This is a genomic window from Pseudomonas fluorescens (assembly GCF_000968015.1).
GTDB lineage: Bacteria > Pseudomonadota > Gammaproteobacteria > Pseudomonadales > Pseudomonadaceae > Aquipseudomonas > Aquipseudomonas fluorescens_W.
In genome coordinates this window covers 1-18,202 of the sequence record NZ_LACH01000084.1, presented here as the reverse complement: position 1 = coordinate 18,202, position 18,202 = coordinate 1, and the positions used below count along the sequence as shown (strand labels likewise).

The following is an 18,202-nucleotide window of genomic DNA, read 5'->3' as shown; positions in this document are numbered from 1 at the left end:
CGGTAATCCGTGAAGAACCAAAAATAAGCCCGACAGAGCGCTTTTTGCGCCTGCAACGACAGTAAAAAGCCTCTGAAAACCGCTTTTTCGTACAATTTATTCAGGTTTTACAGGTTTTTTTATTGTCTTTACTTTTGGCTGAAAGCCTTTTAAAACGGGGCTTGCAGCCAAACAAAGCAGCAAACGGAACGCGACTGCAGGGCAAACAGCACGTCCGGGGGGCTCCCAAAGCGAACATTTCGACTATGATACCCCGGTGTGCCCAGTTGGCCTGAGCAGCACAGCACTACTGAAAATATATGTTTCTTGGAGATACACCATGTCTAATCGCCAAACCGGCACCGTTAAATGGTTCAACGATGAAAAAGGCTTCGGCTTCATCACTCCTCAAGGTGGCGGTGACGACCTGTTCGTACACTTCAAAGCTATCGAAAGCGACGGTTTCAAAAGCCTGAAAGAAGGCCAGACCGTTTCCTTCGTGGCTGAGAAAGGCCAAAAGGGTATGCAAGCTGCACAAGTCCGCGCTGAGTAATTTTCAGCCGCACTAAAAAAACCCCGTCCATGTGACGGGGTTTTTTATGGGCGAAACAGAAGCCTGAAGCGATCAGCCGCAGTTGACGCGGGTGACGACCCGATTGGCATCGGTATTCAGGTTCAGGCGATCGGAGCGGTACTCCAGGGTCACCATGTCGGTGGGCAAGAGGAACCGTGCATTCTGCGCACCTGCGCGAGTACGCGCCTGCTCCAGCAGTTCAGGCGAAGCCTTTTTGCCAATGGTGAATTCGGCAGCCTTTGCCTCACAACGGCTATGACCCGTGTCAGTCGTCGTGACAGGATCTGTTGTCGACTCGGTGGAGGTAGTGCTGCAACCGGCCAGCATGGCAACGGCCAACAAAGTACCCAATGACGCGAGCTTCCAAGGCATGAAGCCTCCTTTTTTCAATAGTTAAGCTGAGATCGTGCGACCGCCAATCTGGCGTTTGGTTTCACAGGGAGCACTAGCACCCTGCCCTCTATTCGGACACGCGGCGAGTTTGCCTGAGCATCGCCCTGCCGTTTACCACTCAATCGTGACTGAATATGAACAGCGTTCAATAAACGTCAATGTAGTCGAACGGCGGATTCGGCCAGTTCTCTTTCAGCGCATTGAAAATCTGCATGACCCAGACCTCGTCACTGGCCGCGACCAATCCGACATAACCGGAACCCTTGGCCCACGTCTCCAGACGAAACAACAGCCCGCTGATATCAGTGCCACCCACAACGCCTGACGAAATGTAGGCAATGCCGCCCTTGGTGACTCGCAATTGAGTGTGCTCATCGTCGCTGGCAGAGGCCAGCAGCTGACGCACCGCCTCAAGGGTCAAGCCGTCAGGAGTGTTCAAATCGATTTGCACAGCAGAGTCCTTGAAAATTCGTCAAAGACCAAGTGTCGCATAGCCCTCCCCCCATGCCTAAGTCGGAGTGCCAAAAGCCGCGCAAAATGGTTAACTCGACACTCAGACTTTCCCGACTTCACGAGCGCCATCATGACCACCGTAAGTATCGACGCCGACATCAAAGCCAAGTGGCCACAGGGTCACAGCTCCTACAGCCCGGGCAGCCCGGAAGAGTTGGCAATCATTGGTATCGATCTATTGGTCAAGGAGCTGGGGACTGAAGCGGCGCAATCCTTCATCGCGCAGGTATTCGAGAAATACCCGGCCGACTATATTGGCCTGATAGATAGCGAGTGAACGTAAGACCCGCAGGCTGGCACCTGCGGGTCAATGGCTTACTTCAGACGAGCCAGACGCTCGGTCAGCAGGTCAAAGAAGCCTTGGGCGTCGCCGCTTTCCACCCAGAAAGCGTTCTTCGGCGCTTTCAAGCCGTCATACCAATCGACGATCGTTTGGCCGAACGTCGGGCCTTCGCGGCTATCAACCACCACATTGACCGAACGACCGGTGAACAATTCAGGCTTGAGCAGATAGGCGATGACCGTCGCGTCATGCACCGGGCCACCCGGAATGCCGTAGTGCTCCATGTCGCCTTTGACGTATTCATTGAGAATATCGCCCACCAGCTTGCTGGCATTGTTGTTGATCGCTGCAATCTGCTTCAGGCGCGCTTCACTGGTGAGGATCTTGTGGGTCACGTCCAGCGGCAGGTAGGTCAGCTTCACGCCGCTTTTCAATACCACTTCCGCAGCCTGCGGGTCGGCGAACAGGTTGAACTCGGCCACCGGGGTGATGTTGCCGCCATTGAAGTGCGCCCCGCCCATGATCACCACCTCCTTGATGCCCTGAACGATCTCAGGTTCCTGGATCAGCGCCAGTGCCAGGTTGGTTTGTGGACCGAGCATGGCGATGGTGATGCTGTGAGGCTTGGCGGCTTTCAAGGTGTCGATCAGGTAGTTGACCGCATTGCCCTGGGCCAGGCCTTTCTTTGGTTCATGTACGGTGACGCCCGACAGGCCTTCCTTGCCATGGATATTCTCGGCATAGATCGGCGTGCGCATCAGCGGCTTCGGAGCACCCGCGTAGACCGGCACCTCGTCGCGCCCTGCCCACTCGCGGGCCAGCCGCGCATTACGCGACGTCTTGTCCAGACGCACATTGCCGGCCACGGTGGTCAGCGCACGAATGTTCAGCTCTTGCGGCGACGCCAGGGCAAACAGCAAGGCAACCACGTCGTCGGCGCCCGGGTCGGTGTCGATGATCAAGTCGATCTTTTCCGCCGCCTGGGCGCTTGTTGCGGTAATCAGGGACAAAAGCAGCAGACTCCGGAGCAGATGGTGCAGTTTCTGAGCATAGCGTTGCATAGCGCACTCCTTGTGCGTGGGACAGCAAAAAGACAACAACGAGTTAGAACGTAACCCCTGCCACCAGCACGATGTTGCAGTACGGCTGACATTCGCCTGTGCGAACAATCGCCCGTGCCTGTCGGCTGAGGACTTTGAATTGGTCATGACTGAGCAGCTCACGCCGACCCAACGCACCTTCGGCATTCAGCTCATCGAGCGTCGCCAACGCCGTAGGCTTTTTGTCTAGGATCTCCTGGGCCAATACATGGCGCTCGACCTGCATTTCGCTGAGCACAACCTTCAACGTGCTGACGAAATCCGGGATACCGTGGGTCAGGGCCAAGTCGATCAGCTCGACGCCTGGCGGCACCGGCAAACCTGCATCACCGATTACCACGATGTCGCCATGGCCCAGGGACGCGACCAGCCGCGACAACGCGACATTGAGCAAAGGTGTCTTTTTCATGGTGCGTTAAAGGCCTGTACGTCGGACAAGGTGGGAATCGAGGGTTGCGCGCCAGCACGGGTCACCGACAGTGCCGCGGCGACCTGGCCGAAACGGATCGCGTCGGCTTCGCTTTTGCCGGCCGCCAGTGCGGCGGCGAAACCACCGACGAAGGTGTCGCCAGCCGCCGTGGTATCGACAGCCTTCACCTTCGGCGCAGGGAAATGCTCGAAGCCTTTGCCGTTGGCAAACAGCGAACCTTGAGCACCGAGGGTGATGATGACTTTGCCGGCCCCCATCGCAATCAACCGGGTCGCAGCGGTTTCGGCAGATGCCAAAGAATCCACTGGTAAACCACTCAGCGCCGAGGCCTCGCTTTCGTTGGGGATCAGATAATCGATGGACGCGTACCAGTCCGCCGGCAGTGGGCGGCTGGCTGGCGCCGGGTTGAGGATCACGGTCTTACCCAATTCACGGCCACGCTTGAGCGCATGACCGACAGTGGCATCCGGGACTTCCAGCTGGCAGATGATCACGTCCGCAGCCTGTAAGACTGCATCAAAACGGTCGATCACCGCTGGCGTCAGCGCCCCGTTGGCACCGGCAACGATCACGATGGCGTTCTGGCTGTTGTCATCGACCACAATCAACGCTACGCCGCTGGAATCGTCGACGGTGCTGACCGCCTGGCAATCGATTTGCTCGGCCAACAGGGCTCCGCGCAGTTCTTCGCCGTAGGCATCGCTGCCCACGCAACCGACCATCGACACCTGCGCCCCCAGCCTCGCCGCGGCGACCGCCTGATTCGCGCCCTTGCCACCGGAAACCGTGGAAAACGACTCGCCGATCAGCGTTTCACCACCACGGGGCAGCCGTGGCGCCCGGGTGACCAGGTCCATGTTCAGGCTGCCTATAACCACTACTTTTGCTGGCATACGTCACTACTCATCGATTCTGTTTCAGCGGTGCTTTTGATTCAGCGGCGTTCTATTTCAACGGAACTGGGCGAACACGCCGGCCAGCGGCGCAGTCGACTCCCGCAGGACAATACTGGGCGTCACGATCCGTTGATCGGTGGCCATATCCGGTGTGGCGATTCTTCTTAACAGCACTTCGGCCGCCATCTCGCCGAGTTGCAGGATCGACTGCCCCACGGTAGTCAGCGCCGGGTACACATAGCGGCTCATCTGAATATCGTCGAAGCCGATCACCGACAGCTCTGTCGGTACACGAATGTTGCGCTCGGCCGCTGCTCGCAGCACACCGATACCGATCATGTCGTTACCGGCGAAGATCGCGCTCGGCGGGTTCTTTTCCAGCAGGATCGCGGCGGCGTTGTAGCCGCCGGTGCTGGTGAAGTCGCTTTCCAGCATGCGCTCGCGGGATACTTCGACACCCGCCTCTTTCAGGGCACGGCAATAACCGGCCAGACGCATCTGCGCCACGCTGGTACTCGCCGGACCACCAATGGTAGCGATGTCCCAGTGCCCCAATTCCAGTAGGTGGCGGGTCGCCAGATAGGCGCCGTATTCGTGATCGATCCGCACCAGATCGGCATTCACACCTTCCAGCCCACGGTCGACGATCACCATCGGCGTACGCACGCCTGCCAGGCCCTCCGCCAGCCCAGCGTCACCGCCAGCCGAAGCGACGATCAGCCCGTCGATGCGCTTTTCCAGCAGCACACGCAGGTAGCTGCGCTGCTTGTCCGGGTTGTCATCGGAGTTACAGAGAATCACGCAGTAGCCATTACGCTCGCAGTAATCCTCGATGCCGCGCGCCAGTTCGGCGAAGTACGGGTTGAGGCTGTTGGGCACCAGCAGACCGATGGTCGCCGTGGTTTTGGCCTTGAGGGACCGGGCCACGGCGCTAGGTACGTAGTCGAGGGTTTTGATTGCTGCCTCAACCTTGACCCGCACCTCTTCGCTCACCGGCCGGGTCTTGTTCACTACGTGGGAAACCGTGGTGTAGGAAATTCCCGCGAGCGCTGCCACATCCTTGATCGTTGCCATGACTCAGGTCCGCCGGCTTGCGCGCTGACTGCGATAAGTATCAAGCACTACCGCCACCACGATCACCGCGCCGGTGATAATGCGTTTGGTGGGTTCAGTCGCGCCGATCTGCGCGAGACCGGCCGCCAATACGGAAATGATCAGTACCCCGAAGAACGTACTGATGACCGAACCGCGCCCCCCCATCAAACTGGTGCCGCCGATCACGACGGCGGCGATCACTTGCAGCTCCAGCCCGGAGCCGGCATTCGGATCCGCCGCTTCCAGACGGGAAATCTGGAACAGCGCAGCAATACCGGCCAGCAGCCCCATCAGACTGAACACCAGAATCTTGTAGGGCTTCGGATTGATCCCTGCCAGACGCACCGCCTCTTCGTTGGTGCCGATGCCGATCAGGTAACGACCGAACACGGTACGCGTCAGCACCGCCTGGGCAATGAAGATGATCAACAAGGCAATGATGAACGACGGCGAGGTGCCGAAGGCGATCGGGTTGGACAACCAGGCGAAGGCGTCGCCGATGTAGGCCGTGCGCGATCCGGTCATCTGATACGCCACGCCGCGGGCCATTTCCAGCACGCCGAGGGAAACGATGAACGATGGAATGCGCCATGCCACAGTGATCGAACCGGTGATGGTGCCAGCCAGTGCTGCCGCCGCCATTCCGAGCAGCGCCGCAGGCAACACGCTCCAGCCCCAACCGAGTATTGCCACACTGACCGTTGACGCCGCGAGCGCGAGCACCGAACCCACCGACAGGTCGATGCCGCCGATGATCAACACGAACGTCATGCCGACCGCCAGCACCATCAAGTCCGGTATCTGGTTGGCCAGGGTGCTGAAGGTGTCATAAGACAAGAAATGGCTGCTCAGAACCGAGAACAGCGCGACCATCGCCAGCAAGGCACCCGCCAGCCCCAGATAGGTACCGAGGCCGTAAAAGTTGCCACTACGTTTGCCGGCAGTCACTGCAGTATTCATGCGAGATCCCTAGGCGCCGCTTCATTGAGCAACGCATCACGTTTTTGGTAGCCGGCGAACGCGGCGGCAAGCAAATCATCCTGGGTCCAGCTGTCACGCTCAAAGGTGTCGATCAGACGTCCCGCCGAGAGCACGCCGATGCGGTCACAGATCAACATCAGTTCACGCAGGTCGCTGGACACCACCACCAGCGCTTTGCCTTGACGGGTCAGGTCACCGAGCAGGGCATAAATGTCAAACTTGGCGCCGACGTCGATACCACGCGTTGGCTCGTCGAACAGCATCACCGAGCAATCACGCTCAAGCCACCGGCCGATCACGACTTTTTGCTGGTTGCCGCCGGACAGCTCCGACACCAATTGCGTCGGGCTGGAGCTGCGGATGTGCATGGCATCGATCTGACGCTGGGCCAGGGCCACCTCGTCACCGTTGTTGACGAAGCCACCGCTGGAAATCACCGGCATATTGCCCAAGGCAATATTCGCGCTGATCGATTGGGTCAGCAGCAAGCCTTCGCCTTTGCGGTCTTCAGTGATCAGGGCGATGCCATGACCGACCGCGTCGGCCGGCGAACGGATACTGACGACCTGTGCTGGCGAACCGAGCGCAACCGTGCCGCTGTCTGCTGTATCAGCACCGAAGATCAAGCGCAGTAACTCGGTGCGCCCTGCCCCGATCAAACCGGAAATTCCGTAGATCTCGCCGGCACGCACCTCGAAGGACACGTCGCGAACCTTATCGGAGCGGGTCAGCCCTTTAACCGTTAAGGCTGGAGCGCCGATCTTGCGCGGCCCCATGTCGATGTGTTCGCCGAGTTCGCGACCAACCATCAGCGTCACCAGTTGCTCGCTGTTGTAATTGGCCATCGGCTCGACGCAAACCAGGTTGCCATCACGCAGTACCGCAATACGCTGGGCGACCCGCGCCAGTTCCTCGAGACGGTGCGAGATATAGATGATCGACACGCCGCGAGCTTGCAGACGAGTGATCTGCTCGAACAGCATCTCGACTTCACGATTCGTCAGCATTGCGGTCGGTTCGTCGAGGATCAGCACGTGGCAATCGCCGATCAGGTTGCGGGCGATCTCCACCATTTGCTGATGACCGATGCCCAATTCGCCCACCAGCGTGTCCGGATCAATCGCGTCGAGGCCGACCTGGGCCATGGCTTCGATCGCTGCCTTGCGCAATTGCCTGCGACGGATCCAGCCGCCCTTGCTGGGCAGGTTGTCGAGAAACAGGTTTTCCGCCACCGACAGGGTCGGCAACAGATTGAGTTCTTGCATCACCATGCGAATGCCGAGGTCTTCGGCCTGGGTGCGACTGGAGGGGCGGTAATCCTGCCCCTGGAATTGCATGTGGCCGGTGGTCGGCGTGACCAGCCCGCCGATGATCTTCGACAGCGTGCTTTTTCCCGCGCCGTTTTCGCCGGTCAGCGCCAGCACTTCACCGCGCATCAGCGTCAGGTCGATGCCGGTCAGGACCGGTTGGGCGTAGGTCTTACTGATACCGCTGACCGAGAGGACAGCGTTCGGGGCGGAAACTGACATAAAAACTCTCCATGCGCTCGCCCGGACGGGCGAGCACCGTTGTGTCGCCAGAAGGACTACTTGGTGACCAGCTCTACCGGAGTTTCGATCACGCCATTGGTGCCGCTGTCGACTTTCTCACCCTTGATGATCTTCAGCGCAGTCTCGATGCCAAACACGGCTTGCCGGGCTGCAAACTGGTCAGCGGTGGCCAGAACGCGACCATCCTTGAGCATTGGCTTGATGGCGTTGATGTTGTCGTAACCGACCACTTGCACCTTGCCGGCCTTGCCCGCTGCGCGCACGGCGGATACTGCGCCGACGGCCATGCTGTCGTTGCCGGCCAGAAGGGCTTTGACTTGCGGGTATTCGCTGAGGATCGAGGCAGCCACCTTGTTGCCTTTGTCGATTTCCCAGTCACCGGACTGCAAAGAGACGACCTTGATCTGCGCCGCTTCCATCGCATCCTTGAAGCCTGCGGTTCTCTGCTGCGCGTTGGTGGTGGTTGAAACGCCTTCGATGATGCCGACTTCGTCGCCGGCCTTCAGTTGCTTGGCCAGGTACTCGCCCACCAGACGCGCGCCTTTGCGGTTATCCGGGCCTACGAACGGTACGGTGATGTTTTTGCTTTTGACCACAGCCGGGTCCAGCTGGTTGTCGATGTTGATCACGGTGATACCGGCATCGATGGCTTTCTTGATCACAGGAACCATGGCCTTGGAATCGGCCGGCGCGATGACCAGCGCATTGACCTTGGCCAGAATCATTTGCTCGACGATGCGCGTCTGGCCAGCCGTGTCGGTTTCGTCTTTGATGCCGTTGGAGATGAGTTCGAAATCGCCGGAGTGGTCTTTCTGATAGGCCTTGGCGCCGTCTTCCATGGTCAGGAAGAATTCATTGGCCAGGGATTTCATGACCAGCGCGACTTTGGGTTTTTCAGTCTCGGCGAAGGCCGAAGAGACAGGTAACGCGACGGATGCGGCAGCCAGCATAGCGACAGCGAGAAGACGTCCAGCGAATGGCAGCTTCATGGGTTCACTCCGATCTTATGATTATTGTGAGCAACGCTTGCGCTGGCGTAGGCTTCATTGCGCTCACTGATAGATAACCACGGGGAGCACCGCGCAAACGTTTGCGTAGACCGGACTATGCGAACCCTGCTGACATTTGTCAACGACCAGAAAAGCCGTTTTGCGGGGAAAACCTCAAATGCCGGCATTCATGTCATGCCGTCGTGTTGACCACCGATCCGGTGCTGGAGCCCTTGGCCATTTCCTTGTAAAGGCTGTTGGCCGTTTCCAGTATTGCGGCAGTGGTATCGGCCATTTGCCCCTGAATCGCCATCACCACGGTGGCCTTGGCTTCAGGCGTCGGGTAAGACGCCGATTGGGCCGCTGCCAATTGTTGCTGCTGTTCACGCAACTGCTCTTGAAGCTCTTTCAAACGCTTGAGCAAAACCTTTTCCACCACCGAGGCATTATCGGCGCCATCCGCTTCAGTCGACGCCTGCGCACTTTTATCCAGGCCCACAGCGCCGGTTCTGACTTGCTTGCTGTCGCTTTCCTTCGTACCCAACGCTTGATTCGCGGCATCGGCCGTCTGATCGCTCAACGCTTGAATCGTAGCGGCGGATTTGCCGCCGATGGTGACGCCTGCGGCGTTTGGGATACCAATGGATAACGACATGTGAACTCCTGAGTAAAAAGATCCTTTAAAGGAACATCGACCGAAGCGCGGGTTTCTTTAGCAGTGATTCGCAATCTTGCAAGGCGATTAGCTCTACAGAGGTCGTAGTACTTTTCGGAGAGCCGAACAGAAACGCTCAACACGTTCGGAAACCCGGACAACAGACTGTTAACCATTCTGGCCAATAAAATAAATACTGATACAAATCATAAAGTTAAAAGTTTTTCTTATTCAAAGTACGACTGGTACAGATCCTGCTCTTCTCATTCACCCCAAGCGTTCAGATCCGCCTGGGGCGCATCTAGATGAACCTGCATCAGCACCGTCTCACTACTAGAGAGAAAAATAATGACATCTGCTTTCAAGACCTTCGTTCCGGGCGCTTTAGCCCTCTTGCTGCTCCTGCCTACTGCCCTTCAGGCAAAAGAAGTCGAAACCCAACAGAAACTGGCGAACGTGGTGATCCTGGCCACCGGCGGCACCATTGCCGGCGCGGGCGCCAGCGCCGCTAACAGCGCTACCTATCAAGCGGCAAAAGTCGGCATCGAACAATTGATCGCCGGGGTTCCGGAACTCAGCCAACTAGCAAACGTTCGTGGCGAACAGGTCATGCAGATCGCGTCCGAAAGCATCACCAACGACAACCTGCTGCAACTGGGTCGTCGCGTGGCCGAACTGGCCGACAGCAAAGACGTCGACGGCATCGTTATCACCCACGGCACCGACACTCTGGAAGAAACCGCCTACTTCCTGAACCTGGTGGAAAAAACCGACAAGCCAATCATCGTTGTCGGCTCCATGCGCCCAGGCACCGCGATGTCAGCCGATGGCATGCTGAACCTGTACAACGCAGTGGCCGTGGCAAGCAGCAAAGAGGCACGCGGCAAAGGCGTACTGGTGACCATGAACGATGAAATCCAGTCAGGTCGCGACGTCAGCAAAATGATCAACATCAAGACCGAGGCGTTTAAAAGTGCCTGGGGCCCACTGGGCATGGTGGTCGAAGGCAAATCCTACTGGTTCCGTCTGCCGGCCAAGCGTCACACCATGGACTCGGAATTTGACATCAAAACCATCAAGAGCCTGCCTGCCGTAGAAATCGCCTATTCCTACGGCAATGTCAGCGATACCGCTTACAAAGCGTTGGCTCAATCTGGTGCCAAAGCCATCATTCACGCCGGTACCGGCAACGGCTCTGTCTCGTCCCGTGTAGTCCCATCGCTGCAAGCCCTGCGCAAGGACGGCGTGCAAATCATTCGCTCGTCCCACGTCAACGCCGGCGGTTTCGTACTGCGTAACGCCGAACAGCCAGACGACAAGTACGACTGGGTTGTCGCGAATGACCTGAACCCGCAAAAAGCTCGCATCCTGGCGATGGTCGCACTGACCAAGACCAACGACAGCAAAGAGCTGCAACGCATGTTCTGGGAATACTGATTCGCCCTCGCCCGACCGGTTCCGGTCGGGCACCGCTTTCACCACTCGCCAACCCAGGCGAGTGGCTCACACCCCATTCCGATATTTCGATAAAAAACTTCCCTTCGTCCTACACCAAACGGAAAAAATTGCTGTCAGAGGATTTTCTTGAATTTTAAGCAGTTGCGAAAATGCTTACAGTTAAATACTGTATGCACGTACAGCTTAATAAGGATAATTCCGTGGCCAACACCTCTGCCTCTCCTGACTCCTATGCACGCATGGGTATGCGCGTTCAAAAAATCATCAATTCCCCCACCGCCCAAAAAGCCAAAGCAGCCTTGATCTTCCGTCTACCGGACGAGCCCGTGGATGAGTGGGAACAATTACTCGAAGAAATCGACGAGAACGACAACGTCACCCTCGCCTATCGCGACGATGGCGGCGTGCAGATTTTTTGGGTTGTGCCGAAGGAAGATTGAGTCAATGAGTGTCCGCTGGTTTGCTTTGCTGTTTTTGTTCATCACACTCGGCGCCCAGGCTGGCGCCCCACGCACTTTCAACGAAGCGAAGAAAGTTGCCTGGAAGCTCTACGCACCGCAATCCACAGAGTTCTATTGTGGGTGCAAATACACCGGCAACAAGGTCAATCTCGCAGCCTGCGGTTATGTACCGCGCAAAAACGCCAAGCGCGCTTCCCGCATCGAGTGGGAGCACATTGTTCCGGCCTGGCAGATCGGCCATCAGCGTCAGTGCTGGCAAGAAGGTGGACGCAAGAACTGCACGCGTTACGATCCGACCTACCAGAAGGCCGAAGCCGACCTGCACAACCTGGTGCCGAGCATTGGTGAAGTGAATGGCGATCGCAGCAACTTCAGTTTCGGCTGGCTGCCGGTGCAGTCGGGCCAATATGGCTCGTGCCTGACCCAGGTCGACTTCAAAGCGAAGAAGGTCATGCCCCGCCCGTCCATTCGCGGCATGATCGCCCGAACGTATTTCTACATGAGCAAGCAGTACGGTCTGCGCCTGTCGAAACAGGATCGACAGCTCTACGAAGCCTGGAACAAAACCTATCCGGTAGAGACCTGGGAACGTCAGCGCAACCAAAGCGTGGCGTGCGTCATGGGACGCGGCAACGAATTTGTCGGCCCGGTCGACATGAAAGCCTGCGGTTAAGCGCTCGCTGAAAACACAAAGGCCTCGGGTTTAACATCCGAGGCCTTTGTTCGTTTCTACCCGCCCACTTTGTTGTAACGCCAGTAGCCCATCAGGTTGAGTGACTCCTTGGCAATCCCGCATTCCTTGATCAAGTATTTGCGCAGACTCATCACCGCAACCGTTTCCCCGGCGATCCAGCCGTAGAAACCATCACCGGCAGCCTCGGACGTTTCCCAGAGCATGTCTTCGTCGACATCGACTTCCGCCAGTTCCACCGCTTCGAATGCTTTCGAAGCGGATGACGGCAGAATGGCCCGACAGACCGCGTCGACCATCAGCGAACCCACTCGGGGCGCGGTGGCGTGATCTCGAATCAGCCATTCCACCGAAAACCCCGGCCAGTCAGGAACCGGCAACGCATCGTCCACACTGTCTACTTCAAAAAACGCCTGGGTTATCGGTGGCACGGCAAGCGCTGCCAGCTCATCCAGAATGCCAAGCACCGCGGGTAAAGCCGTGGCATCGGCGACCAGCAACAGTTGCTTGAGCTGTTGAGGCGGCTTCCACTCAAAACCGCCCGCGTCTTGCGCCGAAAACTGGCGATCAGGTGCGACGATCTGGATCGGCTCACCCGCTGCTGCATGGACTGCCCAACGGGACGCAGGGCCGGTTTCGCCGTGTAACACGAAGTCGATGTCTACTTCGCCCTGCTCGGCACGCAAATGCCGGATGGTGTAGGTGCGCATCGCCGGGCGCTGGGCAACCGGCATCGCGCGGTAACGTGCGTACCAGCCATCGCCATGAGTGAGCCTGGCAGACGAACCGTCCACCGCTGGAAAGAACAACTTCACACGCTGATCCGGCGCCCAGGTCGCCATTTCGGTAACCATCGGACCGGCCAGAGTGACGCGCATCAAATGAGGACTCAGCGCCTTTTTGCGCCGCAGGACTGCGTCGAATATTTTGTAAGGGGTGGCGGAGGCCATTGGGGGGGAACTCCTACTGGGAATCAACAGTGACTACGTCTAGAAACGAGTCAATGTGGATCCCCTTTAAGGCGTTCCGTCGAAAGCTCCCTGAAAAAGACCGTTACTGGGTCACTGGATGTTCGAGAACCAACAATTCGATGTTCTGTTTCTTCGCCCGGGTGAGCGACGCGCGCACTTCTGTCTGTTTGGCCTCGGCCTCGGCTTTCGAACCGAATGGCCCGAGCAGAATCCGGGTCTTTCCATTTTCCTTGACGATATTGGAAACAAAACTGTGCTCAATCAGCCAGCCGCTCAAATCGCTGACTGCCTGAGGTGTTTCGCCTCGAACTTCGAGATCCCATTGTGGTGCGGATACCACCGAGGCTGTGGTCGCAGCTGCCGGTTGCGGCTTTTGCGCCTCAACACTCTTGCCCTCACCGCATCCCGCCAGCGCCAGTACCGCGATTACCAAGACCATTTTGCGCACGACGCTTCCCTCAGAATGCTTAAAGCGGCGATTTTAGCACCCATGAATACTTCCCGAGTGCCGCAAAATGGGCTCAAAACAACGAGAATGATGGTCACGGCCTCTGTATAGTTACGCCTTGGGAATTAATGCAGCATCTGCGCGTCAGAAAGAGGCACCCAAACCGTGAGACTTCGCACTAATCTATACATACCACCGACCTCTGCACTGTCCGAATCAGGTGCCCTACAAAGCAATCAAGGAGAAGACCATGCTGATACTCACCCGCAAAGTCGGTGAAAGCATAAATATTGGTGATGACATTACGATCACTATCCTGGGCGTTAGCGGCCAGCAAGTCAGAATTGGCATCAATGCCCCGAAAGACGTTGCGGTTCATCGCGAAGAAATCTATCAGCGCATTCAGGCTGGCCTCACCGCTCCAGACAAACCGCAGACTCCCTGAATCCTGTTGCAGTCAGTAGCCAGCTCGTTCGTTACAGCGCAATGGCTGGCTAAAGATTCATGCTCGGCATTTTGCTGAGCACTCGCCTCCTCCCCCATTACGTGAAGCCGATGCTACCGGCTTCGGCCACGCCGTGGCTGTCAGATTATTCTGATTAACCCTGACGAATTACGCCGTTATTAGCCGAAGGTCACACCGCGCGCCATGCCGGTGGCCGCAATCACCATCAACATCAACAACAGCGCTTCGATATGGCTGATGCGTGCAAACAGCCTGGCTCGGCCCTGGTCAATCGAAGCGCCCCTGCCCAAGGCGATCCGCCACTTGATCAAGGTGATCATGGGTGCCACTTCAAGCAGCAGAATGATCACGAACAGCGCCATCTTCAGATGGAACAACGGCTGATGAAGGTAATAGTCGGTACCTTTTTCGTACCCACCGAAAGCCCGCATCAAACCTGTGATCAGCAAAATACCCGCACAGATGCCCCATACGTTATCGGCAACCAGCACGCTGCGAACCTGTGCCGTACCGACGGCCAGGCGGCTGAAGGCCGTCCCTCGGGTGAGCACCGCCCAGAGGCCCAAGGCAACAGCCAAGAGGTGGATCGCCGCAAGAAACCAGTGAAACAACATAGGGATGCTCCTGACAGGGGTAAGGAAATCGGCGTGTCAGTAGTAGACCAAAATCTGCAAATCTGCCTGCCAGGCACGTCGATTGTGCAGTTGCATAGCGGACGGTATGGCATCACCAGTGAGGACGGGGTGAGGTGTTTTGAATTGTTCTTTTCGGCGCGGGCGCTGGAAGGATGATTTTGCTGATTGGCCGATTTGAGTAACAGGCCGCTACATGACTGGCGAACGGCCAGCTATCTCCCTATCATGCCGCCCACTGGCCCTTGCGTAAGGCGTCAGAGGATAAACATTCAAAAGGGAATAGACGTGAAAGAGTTCGTAATTGGTGTAAACAACGTAGTTCTGTACGTCGCACTGGCCGTTATCTGGATCGCCGCAGTAGTCATGATATTCGTTCAGGGCTTCTGGTCCGGAGCAGGCGTTTTCATTACCGGCACCCTGACGTGGTGCATCATCTCCGGCTTCTGGTTTGTACAGTCGGCGACTTATGAAGAACTGAAGAAGTTGAACGCCAGGTAAGATTGGTTTTAGTTGGTTGGACCTACCAAGCAGGTCCGACGTTGTTGAGATGAACCACACAAGTAGTGATTCATGCTCTTCATGCAACATCTGTAACGAGGGGGCAATCCCCTCGTTACAGTGCCTGACAACTACCCAGGCCTGCGGTTATCCAGTACGCGATTGACCGGCCGACGCCAACGATTCGCAGGCAAGGACGGAACACATGAATCGATCAACTCCCACGCTGGTTCTGCTACCTGGAATGGATGGAACAGGTGAATTGTTCGCAACCTTTGCATCCATCATGGCGCACGAATTCGACACGCTAATCATCACCTATCCCTCCAATATTCCGCTGAGCTACACAGCGCTGGAGTCGCTGGTACAGGAGTCGCTGCCAACCGACCGCCCATTCGTGCTGCTGGGTGAGTCCTTCTCGGGACCGATCGCTATTTCCCTGAGCGCCAGACAACTCCCCCGGCAGGTGGGACTCGTGCTGTGCAGCACATTCGCACGCAACCCAAGGCCGATTTTCAGTCACTTGAGTTTTTTGCTGGGCGCACTGCCGTTCAGCCTTGCACCTGTCGGATGGATCAGCAAAGTATTGCTCGGCCGGTTTTCCACGAGTGCCTTGCGCGCAGCTCTACGCCAGGCCATCACTCAAGTGAACCCTTCGGTAATGCGCTCACGACTACGATCGGTTCTTGCCGTTGATGTATCCGCCAAGCTCGCCCAGGTCAGCGTACCGACTATTTACCTTCGCGCTACGCATGATTCGGTGGTTCCCGGGACAGCGTCTGCGCTGGTCTCTTCAATTAACCGTGATACACGAATTATTGAAATCGAATCACCGCACTGCCTGCTTCAGGTAGCACCTGAAGAGGCGGCCGGACACATCCGGGAGTTTTTGAAAACGCTGGAAGGCATTTGAGGTTTTCGGTACTAAAAGCGACCGAACCCACGCCCCTACATTGCCTGGCAGCAAACCCTGAGCAACATTATGTTACTTCCCGTCTAGACTCCAACCACAAGTGCCGAAGGTCTCTGGAAGCACTTGCCCCCCAACAGCAAGTCATTCCCATCAACCGACCCGAGTACACAAGATCATGTGTAAATCATGTGATTCAAACCCTATTCAAAATGCGAGTGGTCGCCGAAGATTTCTTCAGTTTGCCGGACTAGGAGCAGGCGCTCTGCTACTTGCCAGTGCACTGCCGGACACATTCGCTCAGGCTGCCGAGAAAACCACTGCTCCGCCAAAACCACAAAACGCCATCAGTCCTGACATGGCACTTCAAAGGCTTATGGAGGGAAATGAACGGTATGTTTCCGGCAACTCCAAGACACATGACTTCAAGTCAGAGCGGGAAGCCTTGGTCTCAGGCCAGAACCCGTTCGTGTCGGTACTAAGTTGCTCTGACTCCCGTATCGCCCCTGAGTATGCTTTTGACACTGCTCGAGGCGATCTTTTCGCCATACGCGTCGCGGGCAATTTCGTTACAGATGAGGGTTTGGCAAGCCTTGAATACGCTGTCGCGGTGCTCGGCGCACCACTGATCCTCGTACTGGGGCATGAGAGCTGCGGCGCCATCAGTGCAGGTATAAAGGCAGTAAAAGATCACACTGTTTTCCCTGGTCACATCCCAAAATTGACTGACGCACTTAAACCTTCTATCGAGAAAGTGCTCAATCAACCCGGAAGCCTTATCGACAATGCTACAGCGCAGAATGTCAAAGACTCGGTTAACCGCCTTAAAAATGCCTCACCACTGCTGACTGATGCGCTCAGCAAGGGCACATTGAAGATAGTCGGAGGCGTCTATCGCCTTGCTAGCGGCAAAGTAGAGTTGATTGCTTGATTTAGCAGTGCTGCATCAATGCCGAGATCCAGATGTGAAGAGCCCAGCGCGATGGCTGGGCTCTGGTTATTTTCTGTTATCCATCATCTTGTCGGCGAGAGCTTTGGCCCTTTCAATCAACAGATTCTGCCTGTCTTCATGAGTAGCCCCTCCTACGACCGGTGCCGTCAAATTGCTTTCCGCAATCAACGCAGCGCAGAAGTATTGATCCCAAACAGCTCTGTCCACAGATACCTGCTTGTTCACTTGGTCGGCGATCATATGCGGCTCCTTTTGATGAGGTAGCACCGCTATCTTACGCCTGAATCACTGGCAATCCGTGCCGCTGAAACTAATCGGCAAACCGGGTGATCATTGACCGGCCCGAGGAGAGCCGGTCACCGCCGTCTCTCGCCAGCCGATGGCCAGCGCATTCAGTCGTCTCTATCGTCACGATCACGACCGTGATTGCGTTCATACCCCTGATCATCGTCACGACGATCATATCTGCGGTCATACCCGCGATCATCGTCATACCCGCGGTCGTATCCACGACGGTAATCATGACCTCGATCACGATCTCGACCGTACCTTTCTCCGTCGTCCCAGTGAGGCCCGCAGCCTCCCAGCAGGAGAAAGCCCGAAATGGCCATGAACATTATTACTGCACGCTTCATTTGAACGTCCTGAATGCAAAGGTCAGCGATATGACCGTGAGGCCGCTCAATGATTCACTGATCAGATACAGCGAAGTCCAGAACGCCGTAGCGCAAAAAATGGTGGACATAGGCGAGGAGATGCGAGGGCCGATGACCCCGGCTAGCGCTGCCAAGCTGAGGGGAAGCTTGACGCGGAGTGCAAGCCGCATATGAAGACTGCGTGGTGCAAAGTCTATGAAGATCCAACTGCTTGTGAGGCGTAATGCCTTGGCGGTATCAATATCGGCATCCATCATCGAGTTCGGCCCAGAGTCGGGCTTTTCGTATCTGCCCTGTCACGCCTTCGTCACACCCACCCTACACAATGCAGCCAGCTAAAAGGATTTGGCCCCATCTACAGAGAACCCGGCCAAGTGCCGGGTTTTTTCGTTCCATCGACATGCTTTTCACGAAGCGCTCACAGAACGCAGCGCAGATTGAGCAGACAAAAGGATTTGACCCCATACAGAGAGCCCGCCATGTGCGGGCTTTTTGTTGCCAGCCATTCCAACTACAAAGCTCCCCACTCCCTCGAATGGTTTACATGAAGGTAAAAGCCGATTTGGCGTTCTGAGATGGGAGTTTTGCAAATCGCAGTGTCTAGTCCTGAAATAGGTT

General features: G+C 56.7%; 25 protein-coding genes. 9 read left to right on the top strand and 16 right to left on the bottom strand.

Annotated elements, in window-relative coordinates:
• Positions 1 to 319: 319 nt before the first annotated feature.
• Complete coding sequence (locus VD17_RS29735) at positions 320 to 532, top strand: cold-shock protein (RefSeq protein WP_007905882.1); 213 nt, start codon at positions 320 to 322, stop codon at positions 530 to 532.
• Positions 533 to 604: 72 nt separating this feature from the next.
• On the opposite strand, the gene VD17_RS29730 is transcribed toward VD17_RS29735, so the two are convergent.
• Together VD17_RS29730 and VD17_RS29725 are read right to left on the bottom strand one after the other, a co-directional pair.
• Positions 605 to 925 (bottom strand): I78 family peptidase inhibitor, encoded by a 321-nt coding sequence (locus VD17_RS29730; RefSeq protein WP_033061805.1) that lies wholly within the window; start codon positions 923 to 925, stop codon positions 605 to 607.
• A 166-nt stretch (positions 926 to 1,091) separates the two neighbouring features.
• Complete coding sequence (locus VD17_RS29725) at positions 1,092 to 1,397, bottom strand: hypothetical protein (protein ID WP_008145652.1); 306 nt, start codon at positions 1,395 to 1,397, stop codon at positions 1,092 to 1,094.
• Between the two features lie 132 nt (positions 1,398 to 1,529).
• Between VD17_RS29725 and VD17_RS29720 the strand changes: the two genes are divergently transcribed.
• Positions 1,530 to 1,736 (top strand): hypothetical protein, encoded by a 207-nt coding sequence (locus VD17_RS29720; protein WP_046056956.1) that lies wholly within the window; start codon positions 1,530 to 1,532, stop codon positions 1,734 to 1,736.
• A 38-nt stretch (positions 1,737 to 1,774) separates the two neighbouring features.
• Here VD17_RS29720 and VD17_RS29715 read toward each other — a convergent pair whose 3' ends face one another.
• The 8 genes from VD17_RS29715 to VD17_RS29680 form a co-directional block, all read right to left on the bottom strand.
• Positions 1,775 to 2,803, bottom strand: coding sequence for a nucleoside hydrolase (locus tag VD17_RS29715; RefSeq protein WP_046056955.1), 1,029 nt, complete (start codon positions 2,801 to 2,803; stop codon positions 1,775 to 1,777).
• 43 nt (positions 2,804 to 2,846) lie between these two features.
• Complete coding sequence (gene rbsD / locus VD17_RS29710) at positions 2,847 to 3,251, bottom strand: D-ribose pyranase (protein ID WP_046056954.1); 405 nt, start codon at positions 3,249 to 3,251, stop codon at positions 2,847 to 2,849.
• On the bottom strand, positions 3,248 to 4,165 hold the full coding sequence (gene rbsK, locus VD17_RS29705) for a ribokinase (protein WP_046056953.1): 918 nt from the start codon (positions 4,163 to 4,165) through the stop codon (positions 3,248 to 3,250). The genes rbsD and rbsK overlap by 4 nt, the downstream gene beginning before the upstream one ends.
• A gap of 57 nt (positions 4,166 to 4,222) precedes the next feature.
• Positions 4,223 to 5,242 (bottom strand): LacI family DNA-binding transcriptional regulator, encoded by a 1,020-nt coding sequence (locus tag VD17_RS29700; RefSeq protein ID WP_046056952.1) that lies wholly within the window; start codon positions 5,240 to 5,242, stop codon positions 4,223 to 4,225.
• A gap of 3 nt (positions 5,243 to 5,245) precedes the next feature.
• Positions 5,246 to 6,223, bottom strand: coding sequence for an ABC transporter permease (locus tag VD17_RS29695; RefSeq protein WP_046056951.1), 978 nt, complete (start codon positions 6,221 to 6,223; stop codon positions 5,246 to 5,248).
• Entirely contained in the window at positions 6,220 to 7,773 is a 1,554-nt protein-coding gene (locus VD17_RS29690; RefSeq protein ID WP_046056950.1) for a sugar ABC transporter ATP-binding protein, read from the bottom strand. Before VD17_RS29690 ends, VD17_RS29695 begins: the two co-directional genes overlap by 4 nt.
• Before the next feature lie 56 nt (positions 7,774 to 7,829).
• Complete coding sequence (locus tag VD17_RS29685) at positions 7,830 to 8,783, bottom strand: sugar ABC transporter substrate-binding protein (protein ID WP_046047711.1); 954 nt, start codon at positions 8,781 to 8,783, stop codon at positions 7,830 to 7,832.
• 193 nt (positions 8,784 to 8,976) lie between these two features.
• Entirely contained in the window at positions 8,977 to 9,438 is a 462-nt protein-coding gene (locus VD17_RS29680) for a hypothetical protein (RefSeq protein WP_046056949.1), read from the bottom strand.
• 348 nt (positions 9,439 to 9,786) lie between these two features.
• Here VD17_RS29680 and VD17_RS29675 point away from each other — a divergent pair, with 348 nt between their 5' ends.
• The 3 genes from VD17_RS29675 (at position 9,787) to VD17_RS29665 (ending at position 12,030) form a co-directional block, all read left to right on the top strand.
• On the top strand, positions 9,787 to 10,875 hold the full coding sequence (locus VD17_RS29675) for an asparaginase (RefSeq protein WP_046056948.1): 1,089 nt from the start codon (positions 9,787 to 9,789) through the stop codon (positions 10,873 to 10,875).
• 170 nt (positions 10,876 to 11,045) lie between these two features.
• A complete protein-coding gene (locus VD17_RS29670; RefSeq protein WP_046056947.1) occupies positions 11,046 to 11,336 on the top strand; it encodes a DUF1654 domain-containing protein in 291 nt (96 codons plus the stop codon).
• A gap of 4 nt (positions 11,337 to 11,340) precedes the next feature.
• Entirely contained in the window at positions 11,341 to 12,030 is a 690-nt protein-coding gene (locus VD17_RS29665; RefSeq protein WP_033061817.1) for an endonuclease, read from the top strand.
• Between the two features lie 56 nt (positions 12,031 to 12,086).
• Here the strand turns inward: VD17_RS29665 and VD17_RS29660 are convergent, their stop codons facing one another.
• Together VD17_RS29660 and VD17_RS29655 are read right to left on the bottom strand one after the other, a co-directional pair.
• The gene (locus VD17_RS29660; RefSeq protein ID WP_046056946.1) at positions 12,087 to 12,998 is read right to left on the bottom strand and encodes a siderophore-interacting protein; all 912 of its coding nucleotides are present in this window, start codon (positions 12,996 to 12,998) and stop codon (positions 12,087 to 12,089) included.
• A 103-nt stretch (positions 12,999 to 13,101) separates the two neighbouring features.
• A complete protein-coding gene (locus VD17_RS29655; protein WP_046056945.1) occupies positions 13,102 to 13,467 on the bottom strand; it encodes a hypothetical protein in 366 nt (121 codons plus the stop codon).
• A 250-nt stretch (positions 13,468 to 13,717) separates the two neighbouring features.
• Here VD17_RS29655 and csrA point away from each other — a divergent pair, with 250 nt between their 5' ends.
• Positions 13,718 to 13,912 (top strand): carbon storage regulator CsrA, encoded by a 195-nt coding sequence (gene csrA / locus VD17_RS29650; protein WP_007938114.1) that lies wholly within the window; start codon positions 13,718 to 13,720, stop codon positions 13,910 to 13,912.
• A 179-nt stretch (positions 13,913 to 14,091) separates the two neighbouring features.
• Here csrA and VD17_RS29645 read toward each other — a convergent pair whose 3' ends face one another.
• On the bottom strand, positions 14,092 to 14,547 hold the full coding sequence (locus VD17_RS29645; RefSeq protein ID WP_046056944.1) for a DUF2214 family protein: 456 nt from the start codon (positions 14,545 to 14,547) through the stop codon (positions 14,092 to 14,094).
• Positions 14,548 to 14,853: 306 nt separating this feature from the next.
• On the opposite strand from VD17_RS29645, the gene VD17_RS29640 reads away from it, so the two are divergent.
• The 3 genes from VD17_RS29640 (at position 14,854) to VD17_RS29630 (ending at position 16,907) form a co-directional block, all read left to right on the top strand.
• On the top strand, positions 14,854 to 15,066 hold the full coding sequence (locus VD17_RS29640; protein ID WP_033061943.1) for a hypothetical protein: 213 nt from the start codon (positions 14,854 to 14,856) through the stop codon (positions 15,064 to 15,066).
• Between the two features lie 205 nt (positions 15,067 to 15,271).
• Positions 15,272 to 15,979 (top strand): alpha/beta fold hydrolase, encoded by a 708-nt coding sequence (locus tag VD17_RS29635; protein ID WP_046056943.1) that lies wholly within the window; start codon positions 15,272 to 15,274, stop codon positions 15,977 to 15,979.
• A gap of 175 nt (positions 15,980 to 16,154) precedes the next feature.
• Positions 16,155 to 16,907 carry a carbonic anhydrase gene (locus VD17_RS29630; RefSeq protein WP_046056942.1) on the top strand — a complete coding sequence of 251 codons (753 nt, stop codon included), beginning with the start codon at positions 16,155 to 16,157 and terminating at the stop codon, positions 16,905 to 16,907.
• 66 nt (positions 16,908 to 16,973) lie between these two features.
• Here the strand turns inward: VD17_RS29630 and VD17_RS29625 are convergent, their stop codons facing one another.
• The 3 genes from VD17_RS29625 to VD17_RS32020 all read right to left on the bottom strand — a co-directional run bounded on the left by VD17_RS29625 (position 16,974) and on the right by VD17_RS32020 (position 17,838).
• Complete coding sequence (locus tag VD17_RS29625; protein ID WP_033061822.1) at positions 16,974 to 17,168, bottom strand: hypothetical protein; 195 nt, start codon at positions 17,166 to 17,168, stop codon at positions 16,974 to 16,976.
• Positions 17,169 to 17,320: 152 nt separating this feature from the next.
• Entirely contained in the window at positions 17,321 to 17,563 is a 243-nt protein-coding gene (locus tag VD17_RS33235; protein ID WP_080932103.1) for a hypothetical protein, read from the bottom strand.
• Positions 17,560 to 17,838: a hypothetical protein gene (locus VD17_RS32020; protein ID WP_185753255.1), complete on the bottom strand. Its 279-nt coding sequence runs from the start codon at positions 17,836 to 17,838 to the stop codon at positions 17,560 to 17,562. Before VD17_RS32020 ends, VD17_RS33235 begins: the two co-directional genes overlap by 4 nt.
• Positions 17,839 to 18,202 lie beyond the last annotated feature (364 nt).